This window comes from Pseudomonas sp. BJa5 (assembly GCF_030272875.2).
Classification (GTDB): Bacteria; Pseudomonadota; Gammaproteobacteria; order Pseudomonadales; family Pseudomonadaceae; genus Aquipseudomonas.
This window is the reverse complement of record NZ_JALRNG020000011.1, coordinates 42,401-65,024: the sequence shown is the minus strand read 5'-3', so window position 1 is coordinate 65,024 and position 22,624 is coordinate 42,401. Positions and strand designations below refer to the sequence as shown.

Below are 22,624 nucleotides of genomic sequence, written 5' to 3'. Positions count from 1 at the left end.
TGAACTCGGGTGGCAGCGATGGGGCGGCGATTATAGCTAATCGACCACCACTTGGGCGAGTTCGGCAGATTGCAGGGCATGGCTTTGGTAGAACGGAACAAGGATATAGGCGGCCAGTAGCGCACCTACCCCATTGGCCAGCCAGTAGTTGTGGCTGTCATTCAAGCCCATCGCACCAATATGCTGGGCCGTGGCCACCCCAGTGGAGATTATGGTAAAGGCCATCATCCGCGGGATACCTGTGTTTTCCAGGCGGGAGACGATCTGTTCCCAGCCTGGCACCTGCACTGCGTAGTTCAACCGGAAAGACTCTTCAATGCCCGTCTCATCACGCCCGCGCCACCAGGCGCAAAGCTCTTCATTGATCGCCGGCTCCACAGATTCGATCAAACCATTGATCAAGGCCCCCACCAGCCCCGAATCGGTCCACAGTGCCGCAGCCCCTGCTGCGAACTGCAAGGTGCCATAAATGGCACCATCCACCAGGTTGACGGGCAGGCTCAGGCCCGTATCGCTGCCAAGCCCGTGAAACGGCTGCAAAAGGTCACGACTGAGGCAATACAAGGCAACCGCCGGTGCCGAACCGGCCAGCCCGGCGAAAACCGTCGCCGGCCCGCTCGCCAAGGCGGCGCCGAGGATCAATGCCGAGACGGCAAGAAACGCCCCTTGTGAGACCAGGTATGCAGGTGTCGCAGTGCCGTTGTAAAGGTGATGCCCGGCAGCGGCGAGGGTCAGCAGCAGGGGTAGCGCCGAGCAGGCAGCGCCGGTGATGACCGCTGCAGAGCCGGAAACGCTGCCTGCCACGGCGGCGCTGAGAGCACTACGGGCCATGGTCAGAGCACAGACCGATGGCAGGTTGAATGCGCTGGAGAGCAGCAGGTTGTTGACCGGTCGCGGCAGGTTGTCCAGCGTCTCGCGCAGTTGGGCGTGCAAATATTGCACGACGACACCGATGCGTTGCGCAACGGTGTCCAAAGACAGCCCCTGCAGGCCGGCGAACAGTCCAGTCAATACGCCACCTTGAGAAACAACGCCGTCCTCTACGAAGGATCGCACTGCCCGGGCATCTTCCTGGGAGAAGTTGATTTGCTGCTCGAAGGATTGAAGAGTCTCGATGATATCGATGCAGACATTTTGACTTACAGGACTCAGGGGCGCTTGCGAGGCCAACAACTCGGGTGGGTCAAAATCCACCGGCATATCAATGACAACATGCGGTGATGCCATCGACCGCTCGGGAGTCTCGACAGGCACATCGCGGTGGAGACTAGTATTGCTGATTGAATTGAGCACTGACATTACCTCTCTCTTTTTAGGGGATACCCGCTTACCACTCAACCTCTTCGCGACTGTCCTCATCCCACTGCGGGTTCATCGCCTGTTGCACATACGCCTTCATCTGCAACTCGAGCCCGAACACCCGGGTGTGAACAGCGCGCATCTCCCGATAAAGCGGATCCTCTTCAAGCCCGTCGGCCTTGAGCTGTTGCACGACCTGCAAGACCACCGCCAGCTGTGCGGCCACGGTACGGTAGGCAGGCCCGCCGCCCTGCCCGTCCGGCCAGTCGCGGATGCACTGGTACAAGGCCGCTGCGCCCTGCCCGCTCATGCTGCGCAACTGCCGGTACAAGTCGTCGAACGACTGGGTCACCGGCCCCATTCGCGACGCCAGGGACTGCACTGCCTCCGCTGCCGGCAGTGCCCCCTGCGCACTACCTTCAATCCGCATCTTCACTCGCCTCCTCGCCTTGCCCGGGTGCTGCCAGCCAGCGTTCGAGACAGTCAGCCAGGGTCGCCCGCGCGGCCTGGTCCAGCTCTGCGTCAATCCGCGCCAGGCCATCGCTGCCCCTCAAGACCTGCTCGGCCAACTGTGCCTGGACCGTCGGTGGATGAAACTCCAGGGCCAGCTCGCCCAGGTGCAGGCGATAGTGACTCTGCGCCTGGTACTCGACCTGGATCTCACCCGGCCACTGACGGCGCAGCGCAGCCACCAGTCGAGCGTGCTCTCCCTTGTGTCGTAGCGGCGCGAGCAACTGCAGGGGGACACGGGCGTCGTTGCTGGCTGCCGGCCACTGCTCGACCAGCGCCTCGATCCACTGCACCTGCCCGAGGACCTCGCCCAGGGTGTCACGCGCCGTCTCGATCAGCGCCTGGCGCACTTGCCCGGCCAGGCGCTGACTGTGCAACAAGGCATCGGCAAGGTCCTGCACAGCATTCAACACGCCCTCGGCATAGCCCTGGCACCTGGCCTGCTCACGGATCGCCTGCGCCTGCAGTCGTGCCTCGGCGACCTGTTGTTTCGCCACCCGCCTGGCCTGATGCTCAAGGGCCTGGCAACGTCGTGCCACGCTGCGCTCGGCAGCGCGGACATGCACCGGGTCAAGGCCCGGCAGTTCGGCTTCACGCCGCAATGAATCGAGCATGTTGCATGGCCATCAGCAGTAGATCCTTGTCCGGTTGCGCTGCCGGCAACTGGGCCTGGCCGGCAACCACCTCGATGGAAAACTGAAGCTCCAGACGCGCCAGCAAGGCGCCAGGCACCTGTGCCTGCCAGGCCAGCAAGGCGTTGAGCCCGACGGCTTCGAGGCGCGGTTTGAGCGCCAGGGTCGGCAACGCATCGAACCCGTGCCGAGGCCCCAGCGCACAACTGGCAAAGGCGCGCAGTGCCGGTGCCAGGTCACGGGTTGTGGCGTCCCGAACCAATGCCGGCCACAGCCGATAGGCACCGAGCAAACGCGCTACCTCGGGCAACAACAGCCAATGCTGGAGCCACAGCAAGGTCATCTGGTCATCCGGCCAGCACTGCGGCATGGGCGGCAAGTCCAGCCCCTGCAGCAACATCTCGTCCAGCACCCGCAACACGGCAGGGTCGCGACAGTCGCCAGGCAGGTCGAGACGCTCGGCGCTGAGGTAGCGCGACGGGTAGCGGGCAATCCGTTCGACCCACTCAGCTTGCGACGACATTGCGCGCCTCCCGTCGCTGGTACCACAACCACCCCGCACCAGCGGCAAGACCGGCAACGAGCAACAGCACCATCCATGGCAAAGGCCCACGCAAGGCACTGACGTGCATGTCCTGGGGGGCATGGTGCTGGATAGCTGCACGCGGGGTCAGGACGACAGAGATGCGCTCATAATCCACATCACTGAAGCTGTTCTTGAGAAAGCGCTTGAGATCGTCGATCAGGATGTCCGCGTCACTGTCGGGCTCATGCACCACCAGTGCCGACAGGTGCACCGGCGCGCTGCTGCGTCCACCCTCGCCGGCGGCCAGGTCGTAGCTGACATGCACCCGTGCCGAGACCACACCGTGCATGGCCGTTACCGATTGCTCCAGGCGTTGCTCGATGGCCGAGTACAAGCGTGCCTTCTCCGCACGGGGCGAGGCCACCAGGGCATCGGCGGGAAACATTTCGGCCACCTGCATTCTGGCTCTTGAAGGCAGGCCGTACTGGGTCAGCAGATCCACGGCAGCCGGAAAATCCATCTGTGCGACCAGCACGTTGTAGCCGCTCTTGCCGGTGTCGACTTTCTGCACCGCAATGTTGTTGCGTTGCAGCAAGGCCACCACCTCATTGGCCTGCTGCTGGTCCAGCCCCTGCAGCAGCAAGGGCTGGCGACAGCCGAGCAGGCACAGGCAAAGCAATAACCCGATCCACCCCCTCATGACTGGCGCAACAAGGTTTCGGCGGTGCCGACGACCTTGCGTACCAGGGTGTTGAGCAGGTTGATATCGACATTGTACTGCCCGGTCTGCTCCTGCAACTGCGCCAGTACCTGCGGGCTGGTAAGGTCCGCACGCTGCAACAGTTGCTCGATGCCGGAGACACGCAGCTCGCTGGCCTGGGCCGACTCGGCGAAGGCGTGAACCAGCCGGTCCTGCAAGGACACCGGTGCACTGTGGACACCTTCGTGAAGCCCCCGGACCGGGCCTGATGCGGCAAAGCCGGCAATGGAATCGATCGCCATGGATGTAACGCTCCTGAGTAAGGGACAACTCACCGGGACAATCAGCGAGCCGCCTGGATGATGGCCATGTCGATGTCCTTGAAACCCTTGACCGTGTTGGTCTGCGCATTGCGGAACACGGTGTAGGAGGAGAACGCCGCCTGATACGCCGCCAGCAAGGTCGGATCCGAGGCATCGGCCTGCAAGTCTTGCAGGGCTTTGTCCAGGGCCTGTTTCAAACCCTGCGCCCCCTGTTCGAAGGCATCCGCCTGACGGCCGAGAAAATCATCATGAAACTGAACTGGATCTGCGACGCTACGCATGGCTCAAGTACCTGTGTGGGTGGATTGAAATTGCCAGGAAGTCGACGAGGGTTTGATGTAGCCCTGCTCACCAACCTGATACGAAAGGCCCTTGAGCCGGTCGTCCTGAAGTACGATGGAAAAGTGCACGAAACCCGTGCCCCACTGCTGTTCGAAGCGCCTGATGAAGCGCCGGACGGCCTCCAGCTGGCTGTCCTGCAGGTTGCCTTCGATGCGCAGGGCAACACTGCCCGGCGGGTCTTCGCGCCGGAACGGCACGCCAATCTGGCGCAGGCCAGCAATGGCCTGTTCGACACTGGCCCGGTCGTCCTGCAGGCGGAATTCCAGATGTTCGGCGTAGGGCGCAAGCCGCAGCAACTGCTGCTCGAGACGCTCCTTGAGCCCTTGCTCCAGCGGCTCGCCGGCAAGCACCAGCAAGGGGCGCTGCGGCTCGCTCAGATCAAGCAGCCGAAGCGCCAGCCCGGGCTCGAGCGTCAGCAATTGCTGTTCCAGCCGTTGCTGCTCCTGGGCCGTGACAATCAGCGCAACCCCCTGCAACTGATGACGCATCAGTACCTGACGGATCCAGCTGGCCTCGCGCTGCGAATCGACCAGCACATAGATCAACTGATCACGCCCTTGCAGCACCTGCGCATGAGTGCTGACCAATGCCGATACGCTGCGCTGTTGTTCAGAGACCGTGCGATCAGGTAGCGACCAGACACCGAGCGAAGTCAACAACAGGCACAGCGCAAGCACGCCAGCGCCCCTGTGCAACGAGCCGTACCACCTGCCCCTGCGGACCGATGGCGCTGGTGCCGGCTGCAGGTTCCAGGCTTGAGCGCTCAGGCGAAAGGCAACCTGCAGTCCACCGATGACCTGCTGTTGCTGCAAGGGCCAGTGCTGCCATGGCGCAGGCGAGGCTTGCAACAACCGGCCTCGTATCGATTGCCCGCCCGGGGCGTCGACCATGACTTCGAAACTGCACGCATCCTGATCCAGCGCAATGAACAACACCTGTTGCTGCGCCACGCCCTGCAAGGTGACTGACGCCATTTCGCCAGCCGGTCCGACCATGACCTGGGTCGAGCCCGCCGCCAGGACAAACTCGCATCCTGCCATTGGGCCATTGAACACACGCATGACACAGGAATCTGTCGAGGTTTCTTGCATACCGGCCCCCTTGGAAGGCGTGAACGAGCACGAACTGCGCAGAGCCTAGGGCAGCCGGCGTTGGCGATCCTGATGAGAATCTGATGGTTGTCTGGCAGCCGCTGGCGGCAAGGGAAAGCAGGCTTCGAGAAAACCGAGCAACTGGTCCAGTACCTGTTGCCGGCAACCGGCGAGCAGGCGGCAATCCACGATTCGATGATCGTGTCCCCTGACCAGTTCGACCGCCAATTGGTAATACCCTTCGGTATCGACGCAGTAACCACTCAAGTAATGGTCGGGCGCCAGGCATTCGATCAGGTCGATGGCCTCCAGTGGCGTGGCACACAGGCTGGCCACCGAGAATGACAACAGTTCGACCCGTTGCCTCAAGGCCTTGCGCACTACGCACTTGATGGTTTCGTTGAGCACCAGCATGTCGACCGGTAACTGCCCGCGCAACGGCAGGATGGCCAAGGTAGGCAAACCCGGGGGGCTGTCGAGCAGGCCGGCCAGGCGCTGCACCTGGCCATTGAAGCGATAGCCCCTGCCGTAGACTGTGACGATCAGATGACGCCGGCCCTTGAACAGCTTGCGCAACACGCAGATGCAGCGGGTCAGCGATTCTTCGGCGGTATCCATGCCCGGCCAGACCGCATCCAGCAAGCTGCCCTTGGACACCAGCCGACCGGCATTGGCCAGCAGCAGACGCAGTACCTGCCGCTCCTTGGGCGGCAGGTGCTGGCCGCGACCGGCGTGCCACAGCACACCATCAGGGCACAGACGCCAACCCTCGAAGGCATAGGTGAGTGTGTCTGGGGGATTGGAAAATGCCGTCATCGGGCTGGGGCCTGTCATCGCTCGTCGCATTCGGTGCAAGCGCACCTTGGACGGCTTGCAGGCCGATAACAGTAAGCATTCCTTCCCGGTGAAAATGTAGGCGTTAGCCTACGGACCAACCACAAAAGCCCGCAGGACTACGTAGGACTATTCGAGCGAACAACTCATCAGTGCCTGCTCGACCGTTCTTACCACATCACTGACACAGCGCCAGTGCCTGACCACCTCCGGGTCCAACTGCAGGTTGAAGCGTTCATTGAGCGCCTCGGCCAGCTCGACGATGTTCAGCGAATCACAGCCCAGGTCATGCACCAGGTCGGCGCCGGGCGCGATGTGCTGCCCGCCCGTTCCCAGACAGGTGGCCAGCACGGTAATCACCTGCTGCTCGACGCCGGTACTCATAAGGTGGTCATGTGTTTGAGCATGTCGGCGAACTGGCTCAAGTGTGACGACAGGGTCTTGTTGAAGTTGTCGTGGTAGCTGTTGGCGTTGGAAAACTTCTGGGTGAAGGACTGCAATTGGTTCTTCATGCGCTCCTCCTGAGCGTTGAAGCCGGACTGCCAGGCCTGGAACCTGGCAGTGTCCCAGGTGTCATGGAAGTTCGGTGTACCCGCCTTGAGTACGTCGATCGGTGACAGGTCCATGACCACACCATAGCCACCCGTTGACAGGCGCTTCACCGAGCTGGCCGGCAGCCCCAGGGCAGCCTGCCACTTCTCGGCTTCCTGCTGGCTCGCCGCAGGCCTGCCCGGTTCGGGGAACAGCACGGCAGCGGAGTTAGGCAAGGTGAACTCACGTATCAACTCATCGAATTTCTGATGAAACACCGCACCGTCAATAGTGACTTTCTTGCCTTCCTCGGCGCTGCCGATCCACCACTGCATGTCACTGGTGATCTTGCTGGTGAAGGCTGCAAAGAACTTCTGATAACTGTCGAGGATATGAGTGTAGGGACTGAGGTACTCATCCTTGATCAAACCGATCAGGTCGATCAGTTTTTCAAAGAACTCGTCGGCGGCCTGCACACCCGGCAGGCTGCGCTCGGCGGGGCCGGGCGCCATCCGCTCAGGGCGGGATTGGCTGGTCCGTTCAAATTGTTCCTGGACCAATGCCGCAAGCGTTGCCATGGTAGTTGCGCTTGAAGGTCGTGGATCGATCACTCCCGCCGATGACAGCGACATTGTCGGGGGTAATGTTGTGACAACCGAAATACTCATAAGACCTCCCACTCAACGAATAGCCGATGCCGCAGCGCGCGATTGCATGATCTGCAAGACCATATCCATCAACTTGTTCAGCAGGTTGGCATCGGCGGCATCCTTCTGCCCGACTTCCTCGGCAAGGCCCTTGGTCACCATCTGGGCACTCTGCTGCAAGAGCTCGCGTTCACGGGCAGCGTATTCACCAAGACGGACCATGCTCGACACGGCATTGCTGACGGTCATCGCCAATGAGCTGAGCAACTGTCCGTAGAGCTGTGGCTTGAGGTAGCCCTTCTCGTTCATCTGACTCTGCCATTCCGATTGCCGGGCCTGCTTTTGCGCCTTGAGGATCTCGCTGTCGAACCAGGCCTGTTCCTCCGGGCTGGCGCTACGTCCTTTGGGGGTGAAGTCGGTGGTGCCCGGCTTGCCGGCATCGTCCAGGGTCCGCACCGGGGTCGGCACGCCTGGCTCGAAATCACTGCGTGCACGCTGCCCCTGCAACTCGCCGGCAACATTGCCGGCATCCATGGCAGTGCGCTTGTGCATGCTGATATCCGCATGCTTGCCCGCCAACCCTTTGAAGTTGAGGGCGGTGCCACCGACAGCCATCACCCCGGCCAGCACCGCACCGCTGATGGCGCTATTGAGTTGCGCGGTACCTGCCTCGCGTATGGCTTGACCCTGGGCCCTGGCCGCTTCGGCACTGACAATGGTGTAGTGACCACGCAGCTGGGCATTGGCCAGGCGCGCTACGTTCATCGCAATGATCGCCGCGAGCAGAATGCCCACATGGCTTTCCCAGGCCCCCGGGTCAAAGCTCAGTCTGTCGCGTTCTGGCTCTTCCAGGGTGCGTTTGAACACCTCGACGGTCAGTTCCTTCTCGCGCGAGGTCCAGTCCTCGGTACTTATCAATGACTGCATCTGCCCGAGAGCAGGTAGGGCCAGGGGCAAGGTTGGCGCGGTCAGGACCTGGTCCTGCCCCACCCTGGCCGGGTCCGGGGCTTGGGTGATGACGGCCGGGTTAGCGACCGGTTTGAATGCGTCGGCCGACACGATGAGCGAAGGTGTCGCTACGTTGATAGTGGTCATGCAAGCTCCTTCAGATATTCCTGGCCATTTGTTGACTGATCGAGGTGCGATGCTGCAGGTCCTGGAACAACTGCTCCACTGCCCGCGCACGTTCCTGCATGGCCTTGCCGTAGCGCTCGATGATCTCGCCCATGTACTGGGCCATCGCCTCATTGAGACTGCGGGATACTTCGACATCGGCCAGGCGGTCGGCGGCCTTTTCCTGGTGCACCGCCCCCTTGATCTGCAAGCTCGACTGCGTAGCCACACTGCCGACTTCCGCAGCGCCGAGCAGCATTTCGGCGCGCGTGGCGTAGAGCGAAACCGTGGCTTTGTCCAGGTTCAGGCCCAGCGCATGGCTCAACTTGCCCATGGCCTGGGTCAGGCTGCTGCTGGCAGCGCTGGCCGTCTGTTGCAGGGCCTGCACCAGGGTCGGCAGCATCTTGCTGATCATCTCGCCGATCTTCGCCGCGACCTTGGAGATGACCGGCCCCAGCACCGCGCCAGCGCCCATCGCCGCCAGGGCCACGGCACCGATGGTGGCGACGATGCCGGCAATCATCCCGCCGATCTCGGCAATGCGCTGCGCCGTCTTTTCGCTGAACACCCCCAAGCCTTTGAGCGCTTCGGCGTAGAGCTGGGTAAACAGCTTGATCGCCTCTTGCACGACCTTCATCAGCGGTTTGCTCACCTCGCCCATGATCGATACCCCGGTGGTGTGCTCGACCAGCTTGTCGGTGGCCATCAGGGCCACGCCTACCAGCGCGACGGCGGCACCGGCCAGGGCACCGGCTGAAACGGCGGTCACCACCGCACCGACGACGGTGGCCACGACGGCGATCAGCGGGCCGAGCAACTTGCTCAGGCAACTGCCGGTCTTTTCCGCGGCCTCGGCCTTGCGCAGCTCGTCGAGGTATTTTTCAGATTCAAGCTTCATGTGCTCCTGGATCTGCTTCTGCAACTGCTGGAACAGCTCATGGCTGAACCGCTCCATTTCCTCGGCGGCCTCACCCAGCAGCTCGATGATCTGCAAACGCATGAGCAATGCCTGGCCAGACGTGTCGAGCAGGCGCTGGGCAGCGGCTTTGACAGCCCCCCCCGTGATGCCGGCCTGCTGCACCTGGGCGGTTTTCTCCTGGGCCCTGAGGGCCGCCTGGTCCGCGACCGCCACCAACTGGCGGTGCTGCGCAAGGGTGCTCTGCAAACGTCCCTGCTCCGCGTGCAACTGCCCCTGAAGCGACTGCATCAGTGCCAGCTCGGCCTCATGCTCAGGGGTTCCCGGTTCTAGCCCGGCCAGTCGCTGCTCGCTGGCCTGCAGCTGCTGCCGGGTGTGCTCGACGCGCTCATGGGCCTGGGCCAGCTGTTGCTGGCTGACCTGCACATCGGCTTCAGCCGCTTGCAGCGCATCAACAGCCGCCGCATAGTCGGCGGACAGTTGGCTATGCCCTTGGGCAACGGCACTGTACTTGCTCAGCTGTAGCTCCAACCGTTGCTTGAGCTTGTGATTCTCGACCTCGCCAAGCAACTCGCTGACCGCCGCCATCAGTTCGATGAAGTTCGCCTGGCTGCCCGATTGCTGCGCTGCCGGTGGCGTCAACTGCGGACGCCCGGCGATCGATTGTCCGCTACCGGCATGGCTGACCGAAGCCAGGGCCTTGGCGGCAATATGGGCATATTCCAGCGTACGCGCCGCCGCACTGGCAGCCGTGGCATAGGCGGATGAGGTATCGGCGGCAGGCTGCGGTGCGCTGCGGGCCAAGGGATTTATGCTCACCGGTATTACTCCTTTTCAGTGGCACGCAGGGCATCCAGCGCTTCGAGCCCGGCTTGCGCCTGTATTTTCAATTGAGGGTCGTCGCTGTCCTTGAGCACATACTCGAAACACAACCGGGCCTTGCCCGGCTTGCCCAGGGCCAGTTGGCACTGGCCGCTGTGAAACAACGGGCGGTAGTCCTTGCGGCCTTGGGCAAAGGCCACGGCATACAGATCGATGGCCTTGTCGTAATGGCGCTTGAGCTGGTGTACCGCCGCCAGGCCCATCCAGTACTGCGGGTTGTAGAAGTCGTAGATGCACAGGAAATGAAAGAACCTCTGCGCATCGTCAAGGCGCCCCTGCTCGTAGAACTGGTAGGCAAAGGCGTAGAGGTTGTCCATCTGCGCATCGTCCAGTCCATGCAGGTCCTTGAGACTGGCACCAGCCATCACCGCCTCCACCACACCGACAGCTGTGGCCTCATCCAGTGTGTTATCGCCTTTCATCGAAACCTCCTCGAACCTGACCCTTGCATTGGGCCAGAACGCAGCAAGGGTCGCTGCCAGATAACGCTCATTTCACCGCCTCAGGCCTGCTCCACCTGTTCGAGCCAGACCAGCAGGCGCAGCACCTGCTCGACCTCCTGCACCTGCAGGAAGCTGTAGCGCCGATGGGTCTTGAAAATGCGCCGGGCCAGGTTGATGTCGGTAATCACCGGCACCCCGACTTCTTCGGCGTAAGTGCGCACCGCCAGGGCCCGCTGGTTGGTCTCGATCAGCGAAATGAACGGCAGCAGGCTGACCTCCGGGCGAAAGTAGATGCCGATGGCGATATGGGTCGGATTGGCGAGGATCATCCGCGAGTTGCGGATGTCGGAACGAACCTGCTCACTGAGCAGCTCCTGGTGCAGTTGGCGACGCTTGCCCTTGATATGAGGATCGCCGTCCTGTTCCTTGTGCTCGCGCTTGACTGAATGCAGGTCCATTTTCATCTCGCGCATGAACAGCCAGTACTCGACCAGGGCATCGAGCACTACGATCAGCAAGGCACAGGCCAAAATGATCATGAACAGGGCGAACAGCAGTTCACCCCAGATCGCCAGCAACGCCAGCGGCGAGGCATGCAACTGGGCGAACAGCAAAGGCCGGTATTGCCACCAGACGAAGCACAGGGCCAGGGCAAAGCAACCCAGGTACAGCACCGCTTTGAGCGTGTCCTTGACGGTTCGCAGACTGAACAGTTTCTTGAAGCCGTTGATCGGGTTCAAGGCGCCGAGGTTGAGCTTCAGGGCTTCGCTGGCCAGGCGAAAGCCGCTTTGCAGCAGGGCCGGCACGGCGCTGCCGAGGATGCAGATCACGACCATGGGCACGATCAGTTCCAGGGCCAGGCGCAGTAGGCTGGCCGAATAGCGCGCCAGATCATCCTCAAGCCCCCCGGCCAGGATACGCCGGTACACCTCCATGATTTCCAGCAGCCTGGCGTCATTGAGCATGAAGGCCAGGCCCAGCAACATCATGCAGCTGGTCAGCAGGTCACGAGCCTTGAAGGTCTGGCCTTTGCGTGCGGCATCGCGCAGGCGCTTGGCGGTGGGTTTCTCGGTTTTCGAAGCACTGGACGACATCAGTGCAGCGCCTGTTCCGACAGGTACTGCGGCAGGTGCCGGGGTGCGCCTGTCATGCCCATGATTTCCTCGGGCAAGTGCGTGCCGAAGTACAACAGCAGCACCACCAGGGCCACCAGGCTCTTGATGGTCAGCGAGACCGAGAACGCATTCATCTGCTGGGCATAGCGCGACAACAGCCCGAGCAGGGCCTCGCTGAGCAGCAAGGCTGCGACCACCGGCGCACTGAGCGCCAGGGTCTTGGCGACGATGGCATCCAGCAGCGCGGCAATCGCCGACAATGAAAACCCGCAGGCCCTGCCCGGATCACAGAGCTGGTAACTCAGGGCGATGGCGTCGAGCATCAGCAACAGCCCGCCACCTTCCAGGTAGATGACCGCGGCAAACAGCTGCAGGAAGGTCGCCAGCTCCGAGTTGTCGACGCCGTTGGCCGGATCGATGACATTGCTGAGCATGGCCCCGCGCTGGTTGTCGATCAGGTTGCCCATGGCGTGCAGGACCCAGAACGGCCAGCACAACAGGCAGCCCAGCAGCGTACCGATGCCCGCTTCGCGTAGCAGCAGGCCGAGCAACGCCAGGCTGTCGAGCGCAGGCAACTGCTCACCGATCAGCGGCGACAACGCCAGGGCCAGCAGCAACATCACCGCCTGGCGCGGTGCCCCGGTCAGCACGCCGCTGTTGAGAAAGGGCAACATGAAGAACAGCGGCGCCAGCCGTGCCACGCCCAGTAGTGCCGTCGCCATCAGGCCATGGAGTTCAAAGAACAGCCCGGCGCCCATCAACGTAACGCCAGTTGCATGACTTCGCGACTGAAGCTCAGCAACACCTCACCGTACCAGCCGGACAGCAGGAACAGGCAGATCGCAACCGCCAGCAACTTGAAACCAAACGGCAAGGTCTGCTCCTGCAGTTGGGTGACGGTCTGGAACAGGCCCACCAGCAACCCCACGACCGTGGCCACCACCACCGGCCAGGCCACCAGCAACAGGATCAGGTACAGGGCCTTGTTGCCCGCATACACCAGCTCACCCATGCTCGACCTGCCGGCCCACGGCCAGGTACTGCTCGACCAGCCCGGTGGACAGCAGGGCCCAGCCATCGAGGGCGACGAACAGCACCAGCTTGATCGGCACCGAGATGATCACCGGGCTCATCATCATCATGCCCAAGGCCAGCAACAGGCTGGAGATCACCAGGTCGACGATCACAAACGGCAGGTACAGGTAAAAGCCGATCTTGAATGCGCTCTTGATTTCGCTCAGGGCATAGGCTGGCAGCAGGGCGAACAGCGACGGTTCTGCGTCCTCGTCGTGCCATTCGTGCGCACCGTCCTGCCCCCTGTACTGGGCTCGCTCGAAAAACTGCGCAAGCTCAGGATCGGTGTACTGGCGCAGATAACGCTTGTAGCTGCCCAGGCCATTCTCGGCAAAATCCACCACCGCCTCGATGTCGTCGAACGCGACCTGGTGCTCCTTGTAATAGAGGTAACCCTGCTGCGCCACCGGGGTCATGACAAAGATCGCCAGCATCAGCGCGATCGCATTGAGGCTCATGTTCGATGGCACCTGCTGCAAGCCCAGCGCGTTGCGCACGATGACGAAGACGATGGAGAACTTCAGGTAACAGGTGCCGGCAGCCACCAGGAACGGCAACAGCGAAGCAAAGGCCAGCAGGGCGATCAGCGAGACATCATTCATCGCCGGGCATGTCCCTGACCTGATGCAGCTCAAGCGCCAGTTGCTCCCCCATGCGCACCAGCTCGCCACAGCCCAGCCACTGTCCGTTGGCGCGCACCTGGACCTGGTGCATTGCCTGCGCATCGAGGGTCAGCAGACCGGCTTCCAGGCTGGCGGCAAGCTCGGCAAAGCTCAGGTCGACGGCGGGCAGAGAGAACTCCAGGGTCACAGGCAATGCCGCCAGCATCGGGGGTTCGAGTGCCTGATCAGGGCTAACGGAGGGGGCAGTGGTCATATGTATCCCTTGTTCGATGAAACTGAAGGCACCCGCAAAACGACCGTTCAAACGCCAATGCGGGGTGAAGTCGAGGATGCGTAGCAGATCGCCCGTAGCAGGCGGCAGCCGTGGCCGCCACTGACTAAGGCCGAGCAGCAGCTCAAGGCCGGCCGACAGTGCTGAACATCGCCCGGGTTTCGGCTCGGGCAATGGCAGCGCAGCGGGCAGTTCGGTCAGCCAGAGGGGCCCGGCGCGGGTGTCGGTCATGAGCAATGGCCAAGGTGGAATCGCCCTGCCCGCCACCCACTCGACCGCTTCCAGCTGTTCGTACGCCAGCTCCGGCAAGGGGGCAGGTACTGGCTGCGGCATTACCTCAAACAATTGCCGGATATGTTCTGCGCAAGGTGGCCGCAGCAACAGGCTGGACAGCTGCGGCAGGCGATGGCCCAGCCAGCCATGGGCAGCAACCAGGCCCGACCATGGCCCCCAGGGGGAACGGGCACGAAACGCCAGGTAGTCGACATCCGCTGACAGCATGCTCATCTGCAGTTGCCCGTCATGACGCAGCAAGCGTCGCTGCAACGCTGCTTGCGGGTGTATCTGGCGCAGGGTGAGCGGGCTCAATGCGGCGGCTCCTGCTCATCCTCAGGCTCGTCGGCATGCGCTTGCCAACGCCCCTGGTCGCGATCGTCGGCACGCTCGGACAGGCGCCAGGCGGGTTGATCCAGGCGCGAGAACGGCTCGCGCAGTTGCTCAAGCAGCACGCTTTTATCGGGAGTCACCAGCATACCCTGGGTACTTTCACTGCCAGTGACCAGCAAGGTACCGCGGACCCGTCCGTTATCGAATGGCACCCGCAAGCCCTCGCCGGGCTGGCTGGCTGGCGCTGAATCAATCGGCATCGGCAGGCTGGCAGGCAAGGCCGGCTTGTGCATCGGCGCCAGCTCGGCAGCAGCCAGTGCCGGCCGAGAGGACTCCCCACGCAGCATGACGGGACTGGCCTCTGCCGGAGTGTGCTCACTGTCGGACCCGGTCACGCCAGCGGCCCGTTGAAACGAGGGCCCAGGTAGCTGGCCCTCGGCACTGGGTGCCGGTATCGATACCACCGCATCGCGCAGGCCCGGCAAGACTGGCAGGGCTTGTAGAGCTTGCAGAGCTGGTAGAGCTGGTAGCGTTGGCAGCTGTATCTTCCTACCCATTTCAGGCAGGCCTGACAATGCGTGTGGCTGATCGCCAGCGACCCTCTCCTGGACCGCATGCGGGGCTGCGGCAGGTGCTTGCGACAGGTCGACAGCAGGTGCTGCCGGCCCCCTTCCAATGCTCAGTTGCGGCTGCGGGATCAATGGCGCCAGTGCCTGTAAAACGCCGTGGGGCAACTCCATGGCCTCAAGTGGCGGCAATAGCTCATCCAGCGACGGTGTCTGCTGATCCAGGGATACAGCGCTGACTTGCCCGACCAACAATGTCATTCGTTCCATAACCTGCCCTTGAATCTCGGCTCGTCCAGTTCGTTGTCTTCACGGTGTTGGCACTGCAGCTGCCATTGCCGGCGCATCAGCTGCAGATGCCGTTGATGCTTGTCGTGACGGCGCTGCAAGGCGCTCATTTGTTGCCGTTGGCTCGCTTGGTTCTGCTGTAGTTGTTGCTGCTGGAGGCTGATCTGCTCCAGTTCCAGGCTCCACACCTGGGCCTGGCGGCGAAGCATCGCCTGGCGACGCAACAGGTCGAGCAGTTGACCGTGGGTGAGTCGCTGCCCATCCTCCTCTTGCCGTAACCGGTGCAGCGCTGCCTGTTGTTCCTGCAGCTCGCCCGCTCGTTCCTTGAGTGCCAGCACCTGCCGGGTGGTGTGCGCCAGGCGCTGCTGCAACGCCTGCAGGCGCCCTTCGCCCAGCTGCAGCCAGGCCTGCCACTCAGGCGAGCAACGCATGCAGCGCCTGCTCGGCATCTTCGGCGGTGACGGCCTGCCCGGTGCCCTGGCGCAGCCATTGGTGCAAAGCATCGCGACACGCCAGGGCCTGATCGTTGAGCGGATCGATACCGCTCTGGTATTCGCCCAGCTCCAGCAGCAGGCGCATGCCCTCAAGCCTGGCCAGACGCTCACGGGCCTGGGTGGCCAGGGCAATGCTCGCCGTGCTGCACACCTGGTGGGCGACTCGGCTGGTACTGCGCAACACATCGATGGCAGGGAAATGGCCTTTGCCAGCCAGATCGCGGCTCAGGTAGATATGCCCATCGAGGATCGAGCGGATCTCTTCGGCCAAAGGGTCAGGTTCGTCGTCAGTTTCCAGCAGCACCGTGTAAAACGCCGTGATACTGCCGCTGGCCGTTGCCCCCGGACGCTCCAGCAGGCGCGGCAAGGCCTCGAACACCGAAGCGGGGTAACCGCGTCGTGCCGGCGCTTCGCCCGCCGCCAGGGCCAGGTCCCGTCGCGCACGGGCATAACGGCTCAAGGAGTCGATCAGCAACACCACGCGCTGGCCTCGATCGCGAAAGTACTCGGCCACGCTGGTGGCGACCAACGCCGCGTTGCAACGATCCACCGCCGGACTGTCGGAACTGGCCTGCACCACCACACTGCGGGCACTACGCGGCGAACCGCGCAGACGCTCGATGAACTCGGCCACCTCGCGGCCCCGCTCACCGATCAGGCCGATCACGAACACATCCGCCTCGGCGTGCTCCACCAGCATGTCGAGCAACGAGGTCTTACCGGTGCCGGCAGCGGCAAAAATACCGAGCCGCTGGCCAACGCCGCAGGTCAGCAAGATGTCGACCGCACGGATGGCGGTGTCGAGCCGCTGGCTGACCGGCCGGCGCTGGCGGTAGTGTGGCGGCGGGTTGTCCAGCCCGTAGGCAACGCTCGCCTGGCCATGGGCCGGCGCCAGACGCTCGACCACCTGACCACGGGCATCGAGCACCGCACCGAGCAGGTCATCGCTGCAGTGCAGCCGCAGGGGTGCACCGGTTGCCATCACCAGCGACTGCCGGGACAAGCCCTGCGGCTCACCCAACAGGCTCAGCAGCGCCACGTCGGCGTTAAAACCAATGACCTGCGCCCAGGCTTGCGGACGGGGATCGCGCCAGTGCTGGAAGACCTCGCACAGCTCACCGATGGCCACGCCAGCCAGCGGCACCTCCAGTAACGGACCGAGCGAACGGCGCGGGTGCGCCCCCTGGCGAGTCAGCTGCATCAGGTTCATCAAAGCTCCTAGAGGGTCTTGATCACGTTGACCGAAATGTTCTCGGCGACCTCGGCGAAGGACATCACGTCCAGCTCCCTGAAGCGGCCATCGATCAACTTCTTGATGTAGCGCCGGACATCCACCGAACACAGCAGCACCAGGTCCTTGTGCGGGATGTACAGGTCGCCAAGGCCTGCGCCGACGTGATCGAGCAGCTCTTCGACCCGGGCCGCTTCGAGGTTGACGAAGTTGCCTGCCGAGGTCTGGCGCACGGCCGAACGCACCACCTCCTCGAACTCGGCACCGAGCAACAGCACGTTGAGCGTGTCCTGGCGGGCGAACTTGTTGCTGATGTAGCGCGCGAGCGCACCGCGCACATGCTCGACCAGGGCCAGCGTGTCCTTCTCCCGGGACGCCCAGTGCGCCAGGGTTTCCATCACCAGTTTCATGTTGCGCACCGAGATGCGTTCACTTATCAGCCGTTGCAGCACTTCACTGATCTTCTGCACGGTGACATAGCGATAGACTTCCTTGAGCAGGTCGGGGTACTGCCGTTCCAGCTCATCGAGCAGGGTCTTGGTTTCCTGCACGCCGAAGAATTCCTGGATATTGCGCGCCAGCACCACCGCCAGGCTGTGGTAGAGCTCCTGCTGGGCCGCCCGCAGCGGATAGCCGAGCGCGGCGATGGCCTGGCTCTGACTGTCGCTGACCCACAGGCTCTCGACCTTGTTGCTGTCGCGCCCGCGCCTGATCTCGACTCCCGAGTCCTGCAACTGCTCGCCGAAATCGAGCAGCCGGTGGTGCTCGAAGAACAGGTCGAACTGGTCGGCACGCACCTCGTTGATCAGGATCGTGACCTGGTGCTCGGGCAAGGTCTGGGCCGCACGCAGGTGTGGCTGGGCAATGCGCAAGCCATAATCGATGAAGAACTGACTGCGCAGGCGTTCGGCAAAGCGTGCCTGCTGCAGTTCGCCGAGCCGGTTCGGGGGTACCAGCAGCAACAGGGGCAAGGTTTCGGTGCTCAGGCTGTCGATATCGACCAGGTTTTCCGACGGCCCTTGTTCATGCTCCGGCTGAAGACTTGCGCCCTCTCCCCGCTCGGCCTGCACCGGCCGCCGTCGGCGCCAGAGCAGCGCAACCAGGGCGCTGGCGATGAACACGAACACCAGCAACGGAAAGCCCGGCAGCAAGCCCACACCCAGCGCCAGCAATGCGCTGACCCCGAGCACGAATGGGTTGCCCAGGACCTGGCTAAGCATGTTGCGTCCCAGGTTCTGCTCGTCGCCATTGACCCGGGTGACGATGAAGCCTGCGCCAATGGCAATCAACAGCGCGGGAATCTGCGCGACCAGGCCGTCGCCGATGGTCAACAGGGTAAAGGTCGACAGTGCCGTGGACAGATCCATGCCCAACTGGCCGACGCCAACGGCCATGCCACCCACGAAGTTGACGAAGATGATCACAATGCCGGCGATGGCATCGCCCTTGATGAACTTCATGGCGCCATCGAATGAACCATAGAGTTGGCTCTCACGCTCCAGCTCACTGCGCTTGGCCCGTGCCTGGGCGGCATCGATGGCCCCGGCCTTGAGGTCGCCATCGATGCTCATCTGCTTGCCGGGCATGCCGTCCAGGGAAAACCGCGCGGCGACTTCCGCCACCCGCTCCGAGCCCTTGGTAATGACAATGAACTGGACAATGGTGACGATCGAGAAAATCACGAAGCCCACCACCAGGTTCTCGCCGATCACAAACTCACCGAACGAGGCAATGATCTCGCCGGCATCGGCCTGGGTCAGGATCAGCCGGCTGGTACTGATCGACAGCGCCAGACGAAACAGCGTGGTCAACAGCAACAACGCCGGAAACGTCGAGTAGCTGAGGATTCGCTCGATGTAGAACGAGCCCATGAAGATCAACAACGACAGGACGATGTTCAGGCCGATCAGGAAATCCACCAGCACCGTCGGCAAGGGAATGACCAGCATGGCGATAATCATCACCATCAATGCCAGGATCACCAGTTCCGGGCGCGCGGCGAACCTGGCCAGCCAGAGATTCAGCAGGGGCATGGCATCATCCTCGTTGCGCCTGGTGCAGGCCGCTCTGGCGACGCTGCAACAGCACCTCCGCGGCGAAACTGCTGTCGGCCAACTGGTTGAAACGCTCTGCCAGGTACAGCAGCGCATGATCCTCGGCGAACAGCTGTTCCGGCAGCGCCAGGCAGGCCTGGCGCAAGCGCTGCAGCAGGCTGGCACGCCCCCGGGCATCGACCTGCAGCAGGATCGGGCCGACCGCCTGCTGCAAGAGCTCGTCCAGTGCGTGGGGATGACGCAGTACCCCAAGCATCAGCACCAGCCCCTCCAGTTCACTGACATCGAATCGCCCGACCAGAGGGCCAACGAACGAGCGGTCGGCCGAACGCAACCGTTTCAGTTGCCCAAGCAGGATCAGCAACGGACCGAATTCATGCAGGCTGCAACTGGGATCCTGGCCCTGGATGTCGGTGAGCAGGCTCTCTTCGAGAAAACTCAGCACGCTGTGACGGTGCTCGGGACCATACAGCGCGATCCACTGTTCGTAGTGCTCGACAGCGTCGACCTCGGATTCGAGGAAGTCGCGGTAGTGCTCGCGCAACGCGCTGGCGCGCACGGCCATGCGCTGACCATACAGCCTGGCCTTGAGCGCGGTGTTGATGCCGGCGTGCAGGCGTTTGGGACAGGCACGTTCGCGCAGTGACTGCTCAAGCTGCAGCAGGCGCTTGCGGGTTTCACTGTGCAGGTCGCGTTGACGCAACAACAGGCTGAGGATCAATGCCAGATCGCTGTCATCGGCAAACAACTGCGACGCCTCTTGCAACAGCATCATCAGCGGCAATCGTCGGTCCGCTGCCAGGGCCAGGAGCTGACGGGCCTTGGGCGGGGCGTCGTCTTCGAGGACGCGCTCGAACAGATCGCTGGCCGACTCGCTCTTGAGCTCGAACTGGCGACGGCGAAACTGCGCCATGACCTGGGCCATATCGTCGCTGCTCTGTACGGCATGCTGCAACAGGTTGCTGCCCGGGTCCTGGCTGTCTTCCGGGTTGTCAATCGCCGGCGCCTGGCTTTCAGCCGCCAGTTCGCGGCTCAGGCGTGCCTGTGCGGCGCGCCCACCCAGGCTGACGCCCCCGGGAATCACAGCGACACCGCACGCATGAAGGCCTTGCGCAGGCGTTCGTGCTGTTCGGCGTCAAAGCGTTCCTGCTTCAGGCTCTGCGGATCGAAGGCCAGGGGTTCGCCGATTTCCCGCGGCTGGATGAGAAACACCCGCACCGTATTGGACGAGCGCTCCTGCCGGTAGCTGAACAAGCGGCCGATCCAGGGCAAGGCACCGAGCCCCGGGATCCTGCGGATCTGCTCGGCGCTCTCATCACGGCTGAAGCCACCGACCAGCAGGCTCTTGCCCTGCGGGACCCGGGCAACCGTGCTGATGCGGGTGCGACCGACCGTCGGCAATATCGAGGGATGCTCGCTGCTGCGTGGCTCAACCTCGTTGCCGTCTTCGATGTTGAGCGACATCTCGATTTCATCGCCCAGGGCAAAACGTGGCAAGACGCTGACCAGGGTGCCATAGGTGACGTGCTGCAGATCGACGCTGCGTTCGCCAACCAAAGGCGCATAGAAGGTGCGGTTATTGTCGAAAATCGCCGGAACGTTTTCCTGGGTGAGGATCACGGGCCGCGCCACCACATTGGCCAGGTCGCTGCGAGACAGTGCCGACACCCGGGCGATGAACGACAAGCCATCGAGGGTGGTGGCCGAGCCACCATTGAGCGCAATGGAAAACTGGCTGCCAATGTTGACCTGGCCCTGCCAGTCGATGCCCAGGTGCTCCAGCGCCTCTTTCTGCAGGTCGACGATCCACAGCGACAGCTCGACATGACGCTTGGGCGTATCCAGCGCCTCGACCAGGTTCTCGATAAAGCGCACTTGCTCGGGCAGGCCCTTGACCAGCAGGCTGTTGGTGTCCGGATAGGCGATCACTCGAATGTTGGCCGCCGCCATCTGCTCCGGCGCCAGGTGTGTGCCCTCCCAGGCGTCTTCGATCAGGTGGTCGCCCAGGGTCGAAACCCGTATTCCCGACGCCGCATCGTCCGGGCCCGGCTCGCTACGCAGATCGACCCGGGCTTTTTCGCCTTGCAGCAGCGCCTCGATAACGCTGGCGATACCTGGGATGTTGACGGTCTGATCGCGCAGGTCATAGCGTCGGTCTCCAACGAAGGTATTGAGCAGACGAATGACCCCGACCTTCTGGCGGCCCAGCATGATCTGCGACGGTTCCTGATCGACCATGGCGGCCAGGCGCTGCACCAGATCGACATACATCGGCGGCCCGGACACATAGAAGGTGCGCCGGCCATCGCCCCGTAACGGGTAGCGTGCGTCAAGCAGGCCGGAGCGCCGCAGCACCGCCCGCAGGCCGTCGACGCTGGTGTTCTGCAGCGAGACCACGGCGCTCTTGAGTTCGGCACTGTCGTAGAGATAGATCGCCTGGCCGTCGCTGTACCAGATCAGGCCCATTTGCCGTACCACCCGATCGAACACCTGCTGCGCCGAGGTCATGGCAAAGTCACCGGAAATACGCTTGCCGGCGGCCATCTTGCTGACGATGATCGGCTTGCCCAGGGGCTCGGACAGCGCCACGAAAAAGCTGCGCAGGCTCTCTTCCCTCGCCCGGTAGCTGTCGGCCACAGACGTGGCGCTATACGACAGGCAGAGCAACACGGTGCACCAGCAGATCAGCCTGCGCAGATCAAAGGGCTTCCCCAGGCCGATCATGAGCCCATGACTCCGACAATATTGCCCAGCTGGCTTGGCGCCACACCCAAGAGTTCGCGCACATCCCGCGAGAAGTGCGAGGAAGAACAATAACCCTGGTTTTGTGCGACCTCGGTCAAGGAGTGCCCTTCACCGATGGCCTCCAGTAGCGCCCGCGCCACCCGCCAGTCGCGCAGGGCCGGCTTGGTCGCGCCGCCCAGCGCCTGACGGCAGAGCCTGCGAAAATGCGAAACCGACACCCCATAGCGTCGCGCCAGCATTTGCAGGCTGTCCTGCCGGCCACCCTGTTCGAGCAGGTAATGGACCAGCCAGTATTCCTCGCTGCTGCGCAAGGCAACGGCAAACCGCTCGTAGTCGGCACTGGCGCCCAGCGCCTGGTGGATGTACCAGGGCTCCAGCAGTTGCGTATCACAGGCCATGGCGAACGGCACCGCCAGGCAGGCCGCCGGGAGACAGGCACCCTGCTCCCTGGGCACATCGCAGCCCTGGTCAATGAACACCTGCAACCTGACCAGTGACGGGCAACGAACGGCACGAAGATTCGTCGGCATTCGCCTCAATTGACGATGGTCGGTGATCGCCAGCAATCCTTGCCAACCTGCCGGCAGGCTCAGCCAGGCTGCAAGCTGCCGCCCGTGCGCCGGGCGACTGCCAACCGTCACATGCCAGACCCCGTCGGCAAGGTACTCGGTCGGTGTAGTGTCGGGGAGCTGGTGAGACACCAGGGCCTCCTTGGGGCGTCGGCTAATGGAAAGGCGGCCAGCGTGCAGCAACCCTGCCCGGCAATCC

General features: G+C 63.0%; 26 protein-coding genes. All 26 read right to left on the bottom strand.

Translation table 11 applies throughout. The annotated features are described in order from the left end of the window. Positions 1-36 precede the first annotated feature (36 nt). On the bottom strand, positions 37-1,299 hold the full coding sequence (locus M2D63_RS08710) for a hypothetical protein (protein WP_285862458.1): 1,263 nt from the start codon (positions 1,297-1,299) through the stop codon (positions 37-39). A 28-nt stretch (positions 1,300-1,327) separates the two neighbouring features. Next, entirely contained in the window at positions 1,328-1,729 is a 402-nt protein-coding gene (locus tag M2D63_RS08705; RefSeq protein ID WP_285862457.1) for a hypothetical protein, read from the bottom strand. Then, positions 1,719-2,423, bottom strand: coding sequence for a hypothetical protein (locus M2D63_RS08700; RefSeq protein ID WP_285862456.1), 705 nt, complete (start codon positions 2,421-2,423; stop codon positions 1,719-1,721). The genes M2D63_RS08705 and M2D63_RS08700 overlap by 11 nt, the downstream gene beginning before the upstream one ends. Beyond that, positions 2,401-2,964 (bottom strand): protein OrgA, encoded by a 564-nt coding sequence (locus M2D63_RS08695; protein ID WP_285862455.1) that lies wholly within the window; start codon positions 2,962-2,964, stop codon positions 2,401-2,403. The genes M2D63_RS08700 and M2D63_RS08695 overlap by 23 nt, the downstream gene beginning before the upstream one ends. Then, positions 2,948-3,667 (bottom strand): EscJ/YscJ/HrcJ family type III secretion inner membrane ring protein, encoded by a 720-nt coding sequence (locus tag M2D63_RS08690; RefSeq protein ID WP_285862454.1) that lies wholly within the window; start codon positions 3,665-3,667, stop codon positions 2,948-2,950. The genes M2D63_RS08695 and M2D63_RS08690 overlap by 17 nt, the downstream gene beginning before the upstream one ends. Beyond that, positions 3,664-3,969, bottom strand: a complete 306-nt coding sequence (gene sctI / locus M2D63_RS08685) for a type III secretion system inner rod subunit SctI (protein WP_285862453.1) — start codon at positions 3,967-3,969, stop codon at positions 3,664-3,666. The genes M2D63_RS08690 and sctI overlap by 4 nt, the downstream gene beginning before the upstream one ends. Positions 3,970-4,010: 41 nt before the next feature. Beyond that, on the bottom strand, positions 4,011-4,271 hold the full coding sequence (sctF, locus tag M2D63_RS08680) for a type III secretion system needle filament subunit SctF (protein ID WP_285862452.1): 261 nt from the start codon (positions 4,269-4,271) through the stop codon (positions 4,011-4,013). A 3-nt stretch (positions 4,272-4,274) separates the two neighbouring features. After that, complete coding sequence (locus M2D63_RS08675; RefSeq protein WP_285862521.1) at positions 4,275-5,372, bottom strand: PrgH/EprH family type III secretion apparatus protein; 1,098 nt, start codon at positions 5,370-5,372, stop codon at positions 4,275-4,277. A gap of 96 nt (positions 5,373-5,468) precedes the next feature. Next, positions 5,469-6,239 (bottom strand): winged helix-turn-helix domain-containing protein, encoded by a 771-nt coding sequence (locus M2D63_RS08670; protein WP_285862451.1) that lies wholly within the window; start codon positions 6,237-6,239, stop codon positions 5,469-5,471. 147 nt (positions 6,240-6,386) lie between these two features. Continuing rightward, positions 6,387-6,641: an acyl carrier protein gene (locus tag M2D63_RS08665; protein WP_285862450.1), complete on the bottom strand. Its 255-nt coding sequence runs from the start codon at positions 6,639-6,641 to the stop codon at positions 6,387-6,389. After that, the gene (locus tag M2D63_RS08660) at positions 6,638-7,366 is read right to left on the bottom strand and encodes an IpaD/SipD/SspD family type III secretion system needle tip protein (protein WP_285862449.1); all 729 of its coding nucleotides are present in this window, start codon (positions 7,364-7,366) and stop codon (positions 6,638-6,640) included. Before M2D63_RS08660 ends, M2D63_RS08665 begins: the two co-directional genes overlap by 4 nt. 102 nt (positions 7,367-7,468) lie before the next feature. Then, positions 7,469-8,530: an IpaC/SipC family type III secretion system effector gene (locus M2D63_RS08655; protein WP_285862448.1), complete on the bottom strand. Its 1,062-nt coding sequence runs from the start codon at positions 8,528-8,530 to the stop codon at positions 7,469-7,471. Positions 8,531-8,540: 10 nt separating this feature from the next. Then, positions 8,541-10,283, bottom strand: coding sequence for a type III secretion system translocon subunit SctE (gene sctE / locus M2D63_RS08650; RefSeq protein WP_285862447.1), 1,743 nt, complete (start codon positions 10,281-10,283; stop codon positions 8,541-8,543). Positions 10,284-10,288: 5 nt separating this feature from the next. Beyond that, a complete protein-coding gene (gene sicA, locus M2D63_RS08645; RefSeq protein WP_285862446.1) occupies positions 10,289-10,768 on the bottom strand; it encodes a type III secretion system translocator chaperone SicA in 480 nt (159 codons plus the stop codon). Between the two features lie 80 nt (positions 10,769-10,848). Further along, positions 10,849-11,883, bottom strand: a complete 1,035-nt coding sequence (locus M2D63_RS08640; protein WP_285862445.1) for an EscU/YscU/HrcU family type III secretion system export apparatus switch protein — start codon at positions 11,881-11,883, stop codon at positions 10,849-10,851. Next, positions 11,883-12,662, bottom strand: coding sequence for a type III secretion system export apparatus subunit SctT (gene sctT, locus M2D63_RS08635; protein ID WP_285862444.1), 780 nt, complete (start codon positions 12,660-12,662; stop codon positions 11,883-11,885). Before sctT ends, M2D63_RS08640 begins: the two co-directional genes overlap by 1 nt. After that, a complete protein-coding gene (locus M2D63_RS08630; protein ID WP_285862443.1) occupies positions 12,662-12,916 on the bottom strand; it encodes an EscS/YscS/HrcS family type III secretion system export apparatus protein in 255 nt (84 codons plus the stop codon). The genes sctT and M2D63_RS08630 overlap by 1 nt, the downstream gene beginning before the upstream one ends. After that, on the bottom strand, positions 12,909-13,580 hold the full coding sequence (locus M2D63_RS08625; RefSeq protein WP_285862442.1) for an EscR/YscR/HrcR family type III secretion system export apparatus protein: 672 nt from the start codon (positions 13,578-13,580) through the stop codon (positions 12,909-12,911). Before M2D63_RS08625 ends, M2D63_RS08630 begins: the two co-directional genes overlap by 8 nt. Next, positions 13,573-14,460 carry a FliM/FliN family flagellar motor switch protein gene (locus M2D63_RS08620; RefSeq protein WP_285862441.1) on the bottom strand — a complete coding sequence of 296 codons (888 nt, stop codon included), beginning with the start codon at positions 14,458-14,460 and terminating at the stop codon, positions 13,573-13,575. The genes M2D63_RS08625 and M2D63_RS08620 overlap by 8 nt, the downstream gene beginning before the upstream one ends. Next, positions 14,457-14,873, bottom strand: coding sequence for a hypothetical protein (locus M2D63_RS08615; protein ID WP_285862440.1), 417 nt, complete (start codon positions 14,871-14,873; stop codon positions 14,457-14,459). The genes M2D63_RS08620 and M2D63_RS08615 overlap by 4 nt, the downstream gene beginning before the upstream one ends. A 428-nt stretch (positions 14,874-15,301) precedes the next feature. Beyond that, positions 15,302-15,763 (bottom strand): hypothetical protein, encoded by a 462-nt coding sequence (locus M2D63_RS08610; protein WP_285862439.1) that lies wholly within the window; start codon positions 15,761-15,763, stop codon positions 15,302-15,304. After that, positions 15,747-17,036: a type III secretion system ATPase SctN gene (sctN, locus tag M2D63_RS08605; RefSeq protein WP_285862438.1), complete on the bottom strand. Its 1,290-nt coding sequence runs from the start codon at positions 17,034-17,036 to the stop codon at positions 15,747-15,749. The genes M2D63_RS08610 and sctN overlap by 17 nt, the downstream gene beginning before the upstream one ends. Positions 17,037-17,044: 8 nt before the next feature. Further along, a complete protein-coding gene (locus M2D63_RS08600; RefSeq protein ID WP_405309479.1) occupies positions 17,045-19,090 on the bottom strand; it encodes an EscV/YscV/HrcV family type III secretion system export apparatus protein in 2,046 nt (681 codons plus the stop codon). A 4-nt stretch (positions 19,091-19,094) separates the two neighbouring features. Further along, positions 19,095-20,195 (bottom strand): type III secretion system gatekeeper subunit SctW, encoded by a 1,101-nt coding sequence (sctW, locus tag M2D63_RS08595; RefSeq protein WP_285862437.1) that lies wholly within the window; start codon positions 20,193-20,195, stop codon positions 19,095-19,097. Then, the gene (sctC, locus tag M2D63_RS08590) at positions 20,192-21,835 is read right to left on the bottom strand and encodes a type III secretion system outer membrane ring subunit SctC (protein WP_285862436.1); all 1,644 of its coding nucleotides are present in this window, start codon (positions 21,833-21,835) and stop codon (positions 20,192-20,194) included. Before sctC ends, sctW begins: the two co-directional genes overlap by 4 nt. Next, positions 21,832-22,557, bottom strand: a complete 726-nt coding sequence (locus M2D63_RS08585; RefSeq protein ID WP_285862435.1) for a helix-turn-helix domain-containing protein — start codon at positions 22,555-22,557, stop codon at positions 21,832-21,834. The genes sctC and M2D63_RS08585 overlap by 4 nt, the downstream gene beginning before the upstream one ends. Positions 22,558-22,624: the final 67 nt, after the last annotated feature.

What these genes read in the sequence shown, in the direction of transcription:
- M2D63_RS08710 (WP_285862458.1), bottom strand. Translation starts at nt 1,299, where the DNA reads ATGTCAGTGCTCAATTCAATCAGCAATACTAGTCTCCACCGCGATGTG.
- M2D63_RS08690 (WP_285862454.1), bottom strand. Translation starts at nt 3,667, where the DNA reads ATGAGGGGGTGGATCGGGTTATTGCTTTGCCTGTGCCTGCTCGGCTGT.
- M2D63_RS08640 (WP_285862445.1), bottom strand. Translation starts at nt 11,883, where the DNA reads ATGTCGTCCAGTGCTTCGAAAACCGAGAAACCCACCGCCAAGCGCCTG.
- sctF (WP_285862452.1), bottom strand. Translation starts at nt 4,271, where the DNA reads ATGCGTAGCGTCGCAGATCCAGTTCAGTTTCATGATGATTTTCTCGGC.
- M2D63_RS08670 (WP_285862451.1), bottom strand. Translation starts at nt 6,239, where the DNA reads ATGACGGCATTTTCCAATCCCCCAGACACACTCACCTATGCCTTCGAG.
- sctI (WP_285862453.1), bottom strand. Translation starts at nt 3,969, where the DNA reads ATGGCGATCGATTCCATTGCCGGCTTTGCCGCATCAGGCCCGGTCCGG.
- M2D63_RS08675 (WP_285862521.1), bottom strand. Translation starts at nt 5,372, where the DNA reads ATGGCAGGATGCGAGTTTGTCCTGGCGGCGGGCTCGACCCAGGTCATG.
- M2D63_RS08625 (WP_285862442.1), bottom strand. Translation starts at nt 13,580, where the DNA reads ATGAATGATGTCTCGCTGATCGCCCTGCTGGCCTTTGCTTCGCTGTTG.
- sctC (WP_285862436.1), bottom strand. Translation starts at nt 21,835, where the DNA reads ATGATCGGCCTGGGGAAGCCCTTTGATCTGCGCAGGCTGATCTGCTGG.
- sctN (WP_285862438.1), bottom strand. Translation starts at nt 17,036, where the DNA reads ATGAACCTGATGCAGCTGACTCGCCAGGGGGCGCACCCGCGCCGTTCG.
- M2D63_RS08695 (WP_285862455.1), bottom strand. Translation starts at nt 2,964, where the DNA reads ATGTCGTCGCAAGCTGAGTGGGTCGAACGGATTGCCCGCTACCCGTCG.
- M2D63_RS08700 (WP_285862456.1), bottom strand. Translation starts at nt 2,423, where the DNA reads ATGCTCGATTCATTGCGGCGTGAAGCCGAACTGCCGGGCCTTGACCCG.
- M2D63_RS08630 (WP_285862443.1), bottom strand. Translation starts at nt 12,916, where the DNA reads ATGGGTGAGCTGGTGTATGCGGGCAACAAGGCCCTGTACCTGATCCTG.
- sctT (WP_285862444.1), bottom strand. Translation starts at nt 12,662, where the DNA reads ATGGGCGCCGGGCTGTTCTTTGAACTCCATGGCCTGATGGCGACGGCA.
- M2D63_RS08660 (WP_285862449.1), bottom strand. Translation starts at nt 7,366, where the DNA reads ATGGCAACGCTTGCGGCATTGGTCCAGGAACAATTTGAACGGACCAGC.
- sicA (WP_285862446.1), bottom strand. Translation starts at nt 10,768, where the DNA reads ATGAAAGGCGATAACACACTGGATGAGGCCACAGCTGTCGGTGTGGTG.
- M2D63_RS08705 (WP_285862457.1), bottom strand. Translation starts at nt 1,729, where the DNA reads ATGCGGATTGAAGGTAGTGCGCAGGGGGCACTGCCGGCAGCGGAGGCA.
- M2D63_RS08600 (WP_405309479.1), bottom strand. Translation starts at nt 19,090, where the DNA reads ATGCCCCTGCTGAATCTCTGGCTGGCCAGGTTCGCCGCGCGCCCGGAA.
- M2D63_RS08610 (WP_285862439.1), bottom strand. Translation starts at nt 15,763, where the DNA reads ATGCGTTGCTCGCCTGAGTGGCAGGCCTGGCTGCAGCTGGGCGAAGGG.
- M2D63_RS08655 (WP_285862448.1), bottom strand. Translation starts at nt 8,530, where the DNA reads ATGACCACTATCAACGTAGCGACACCTTCGCTCATCGTGTCGGCCGAC.
- M2D63_RS08665 (WP_285862450.1), bottom strand. Translation starts at nt 6,641, where the DNA reads ATGAGTACCGGCGTCGAGCAGCAGGTGATTACCGTGCTGGCCACCTGT.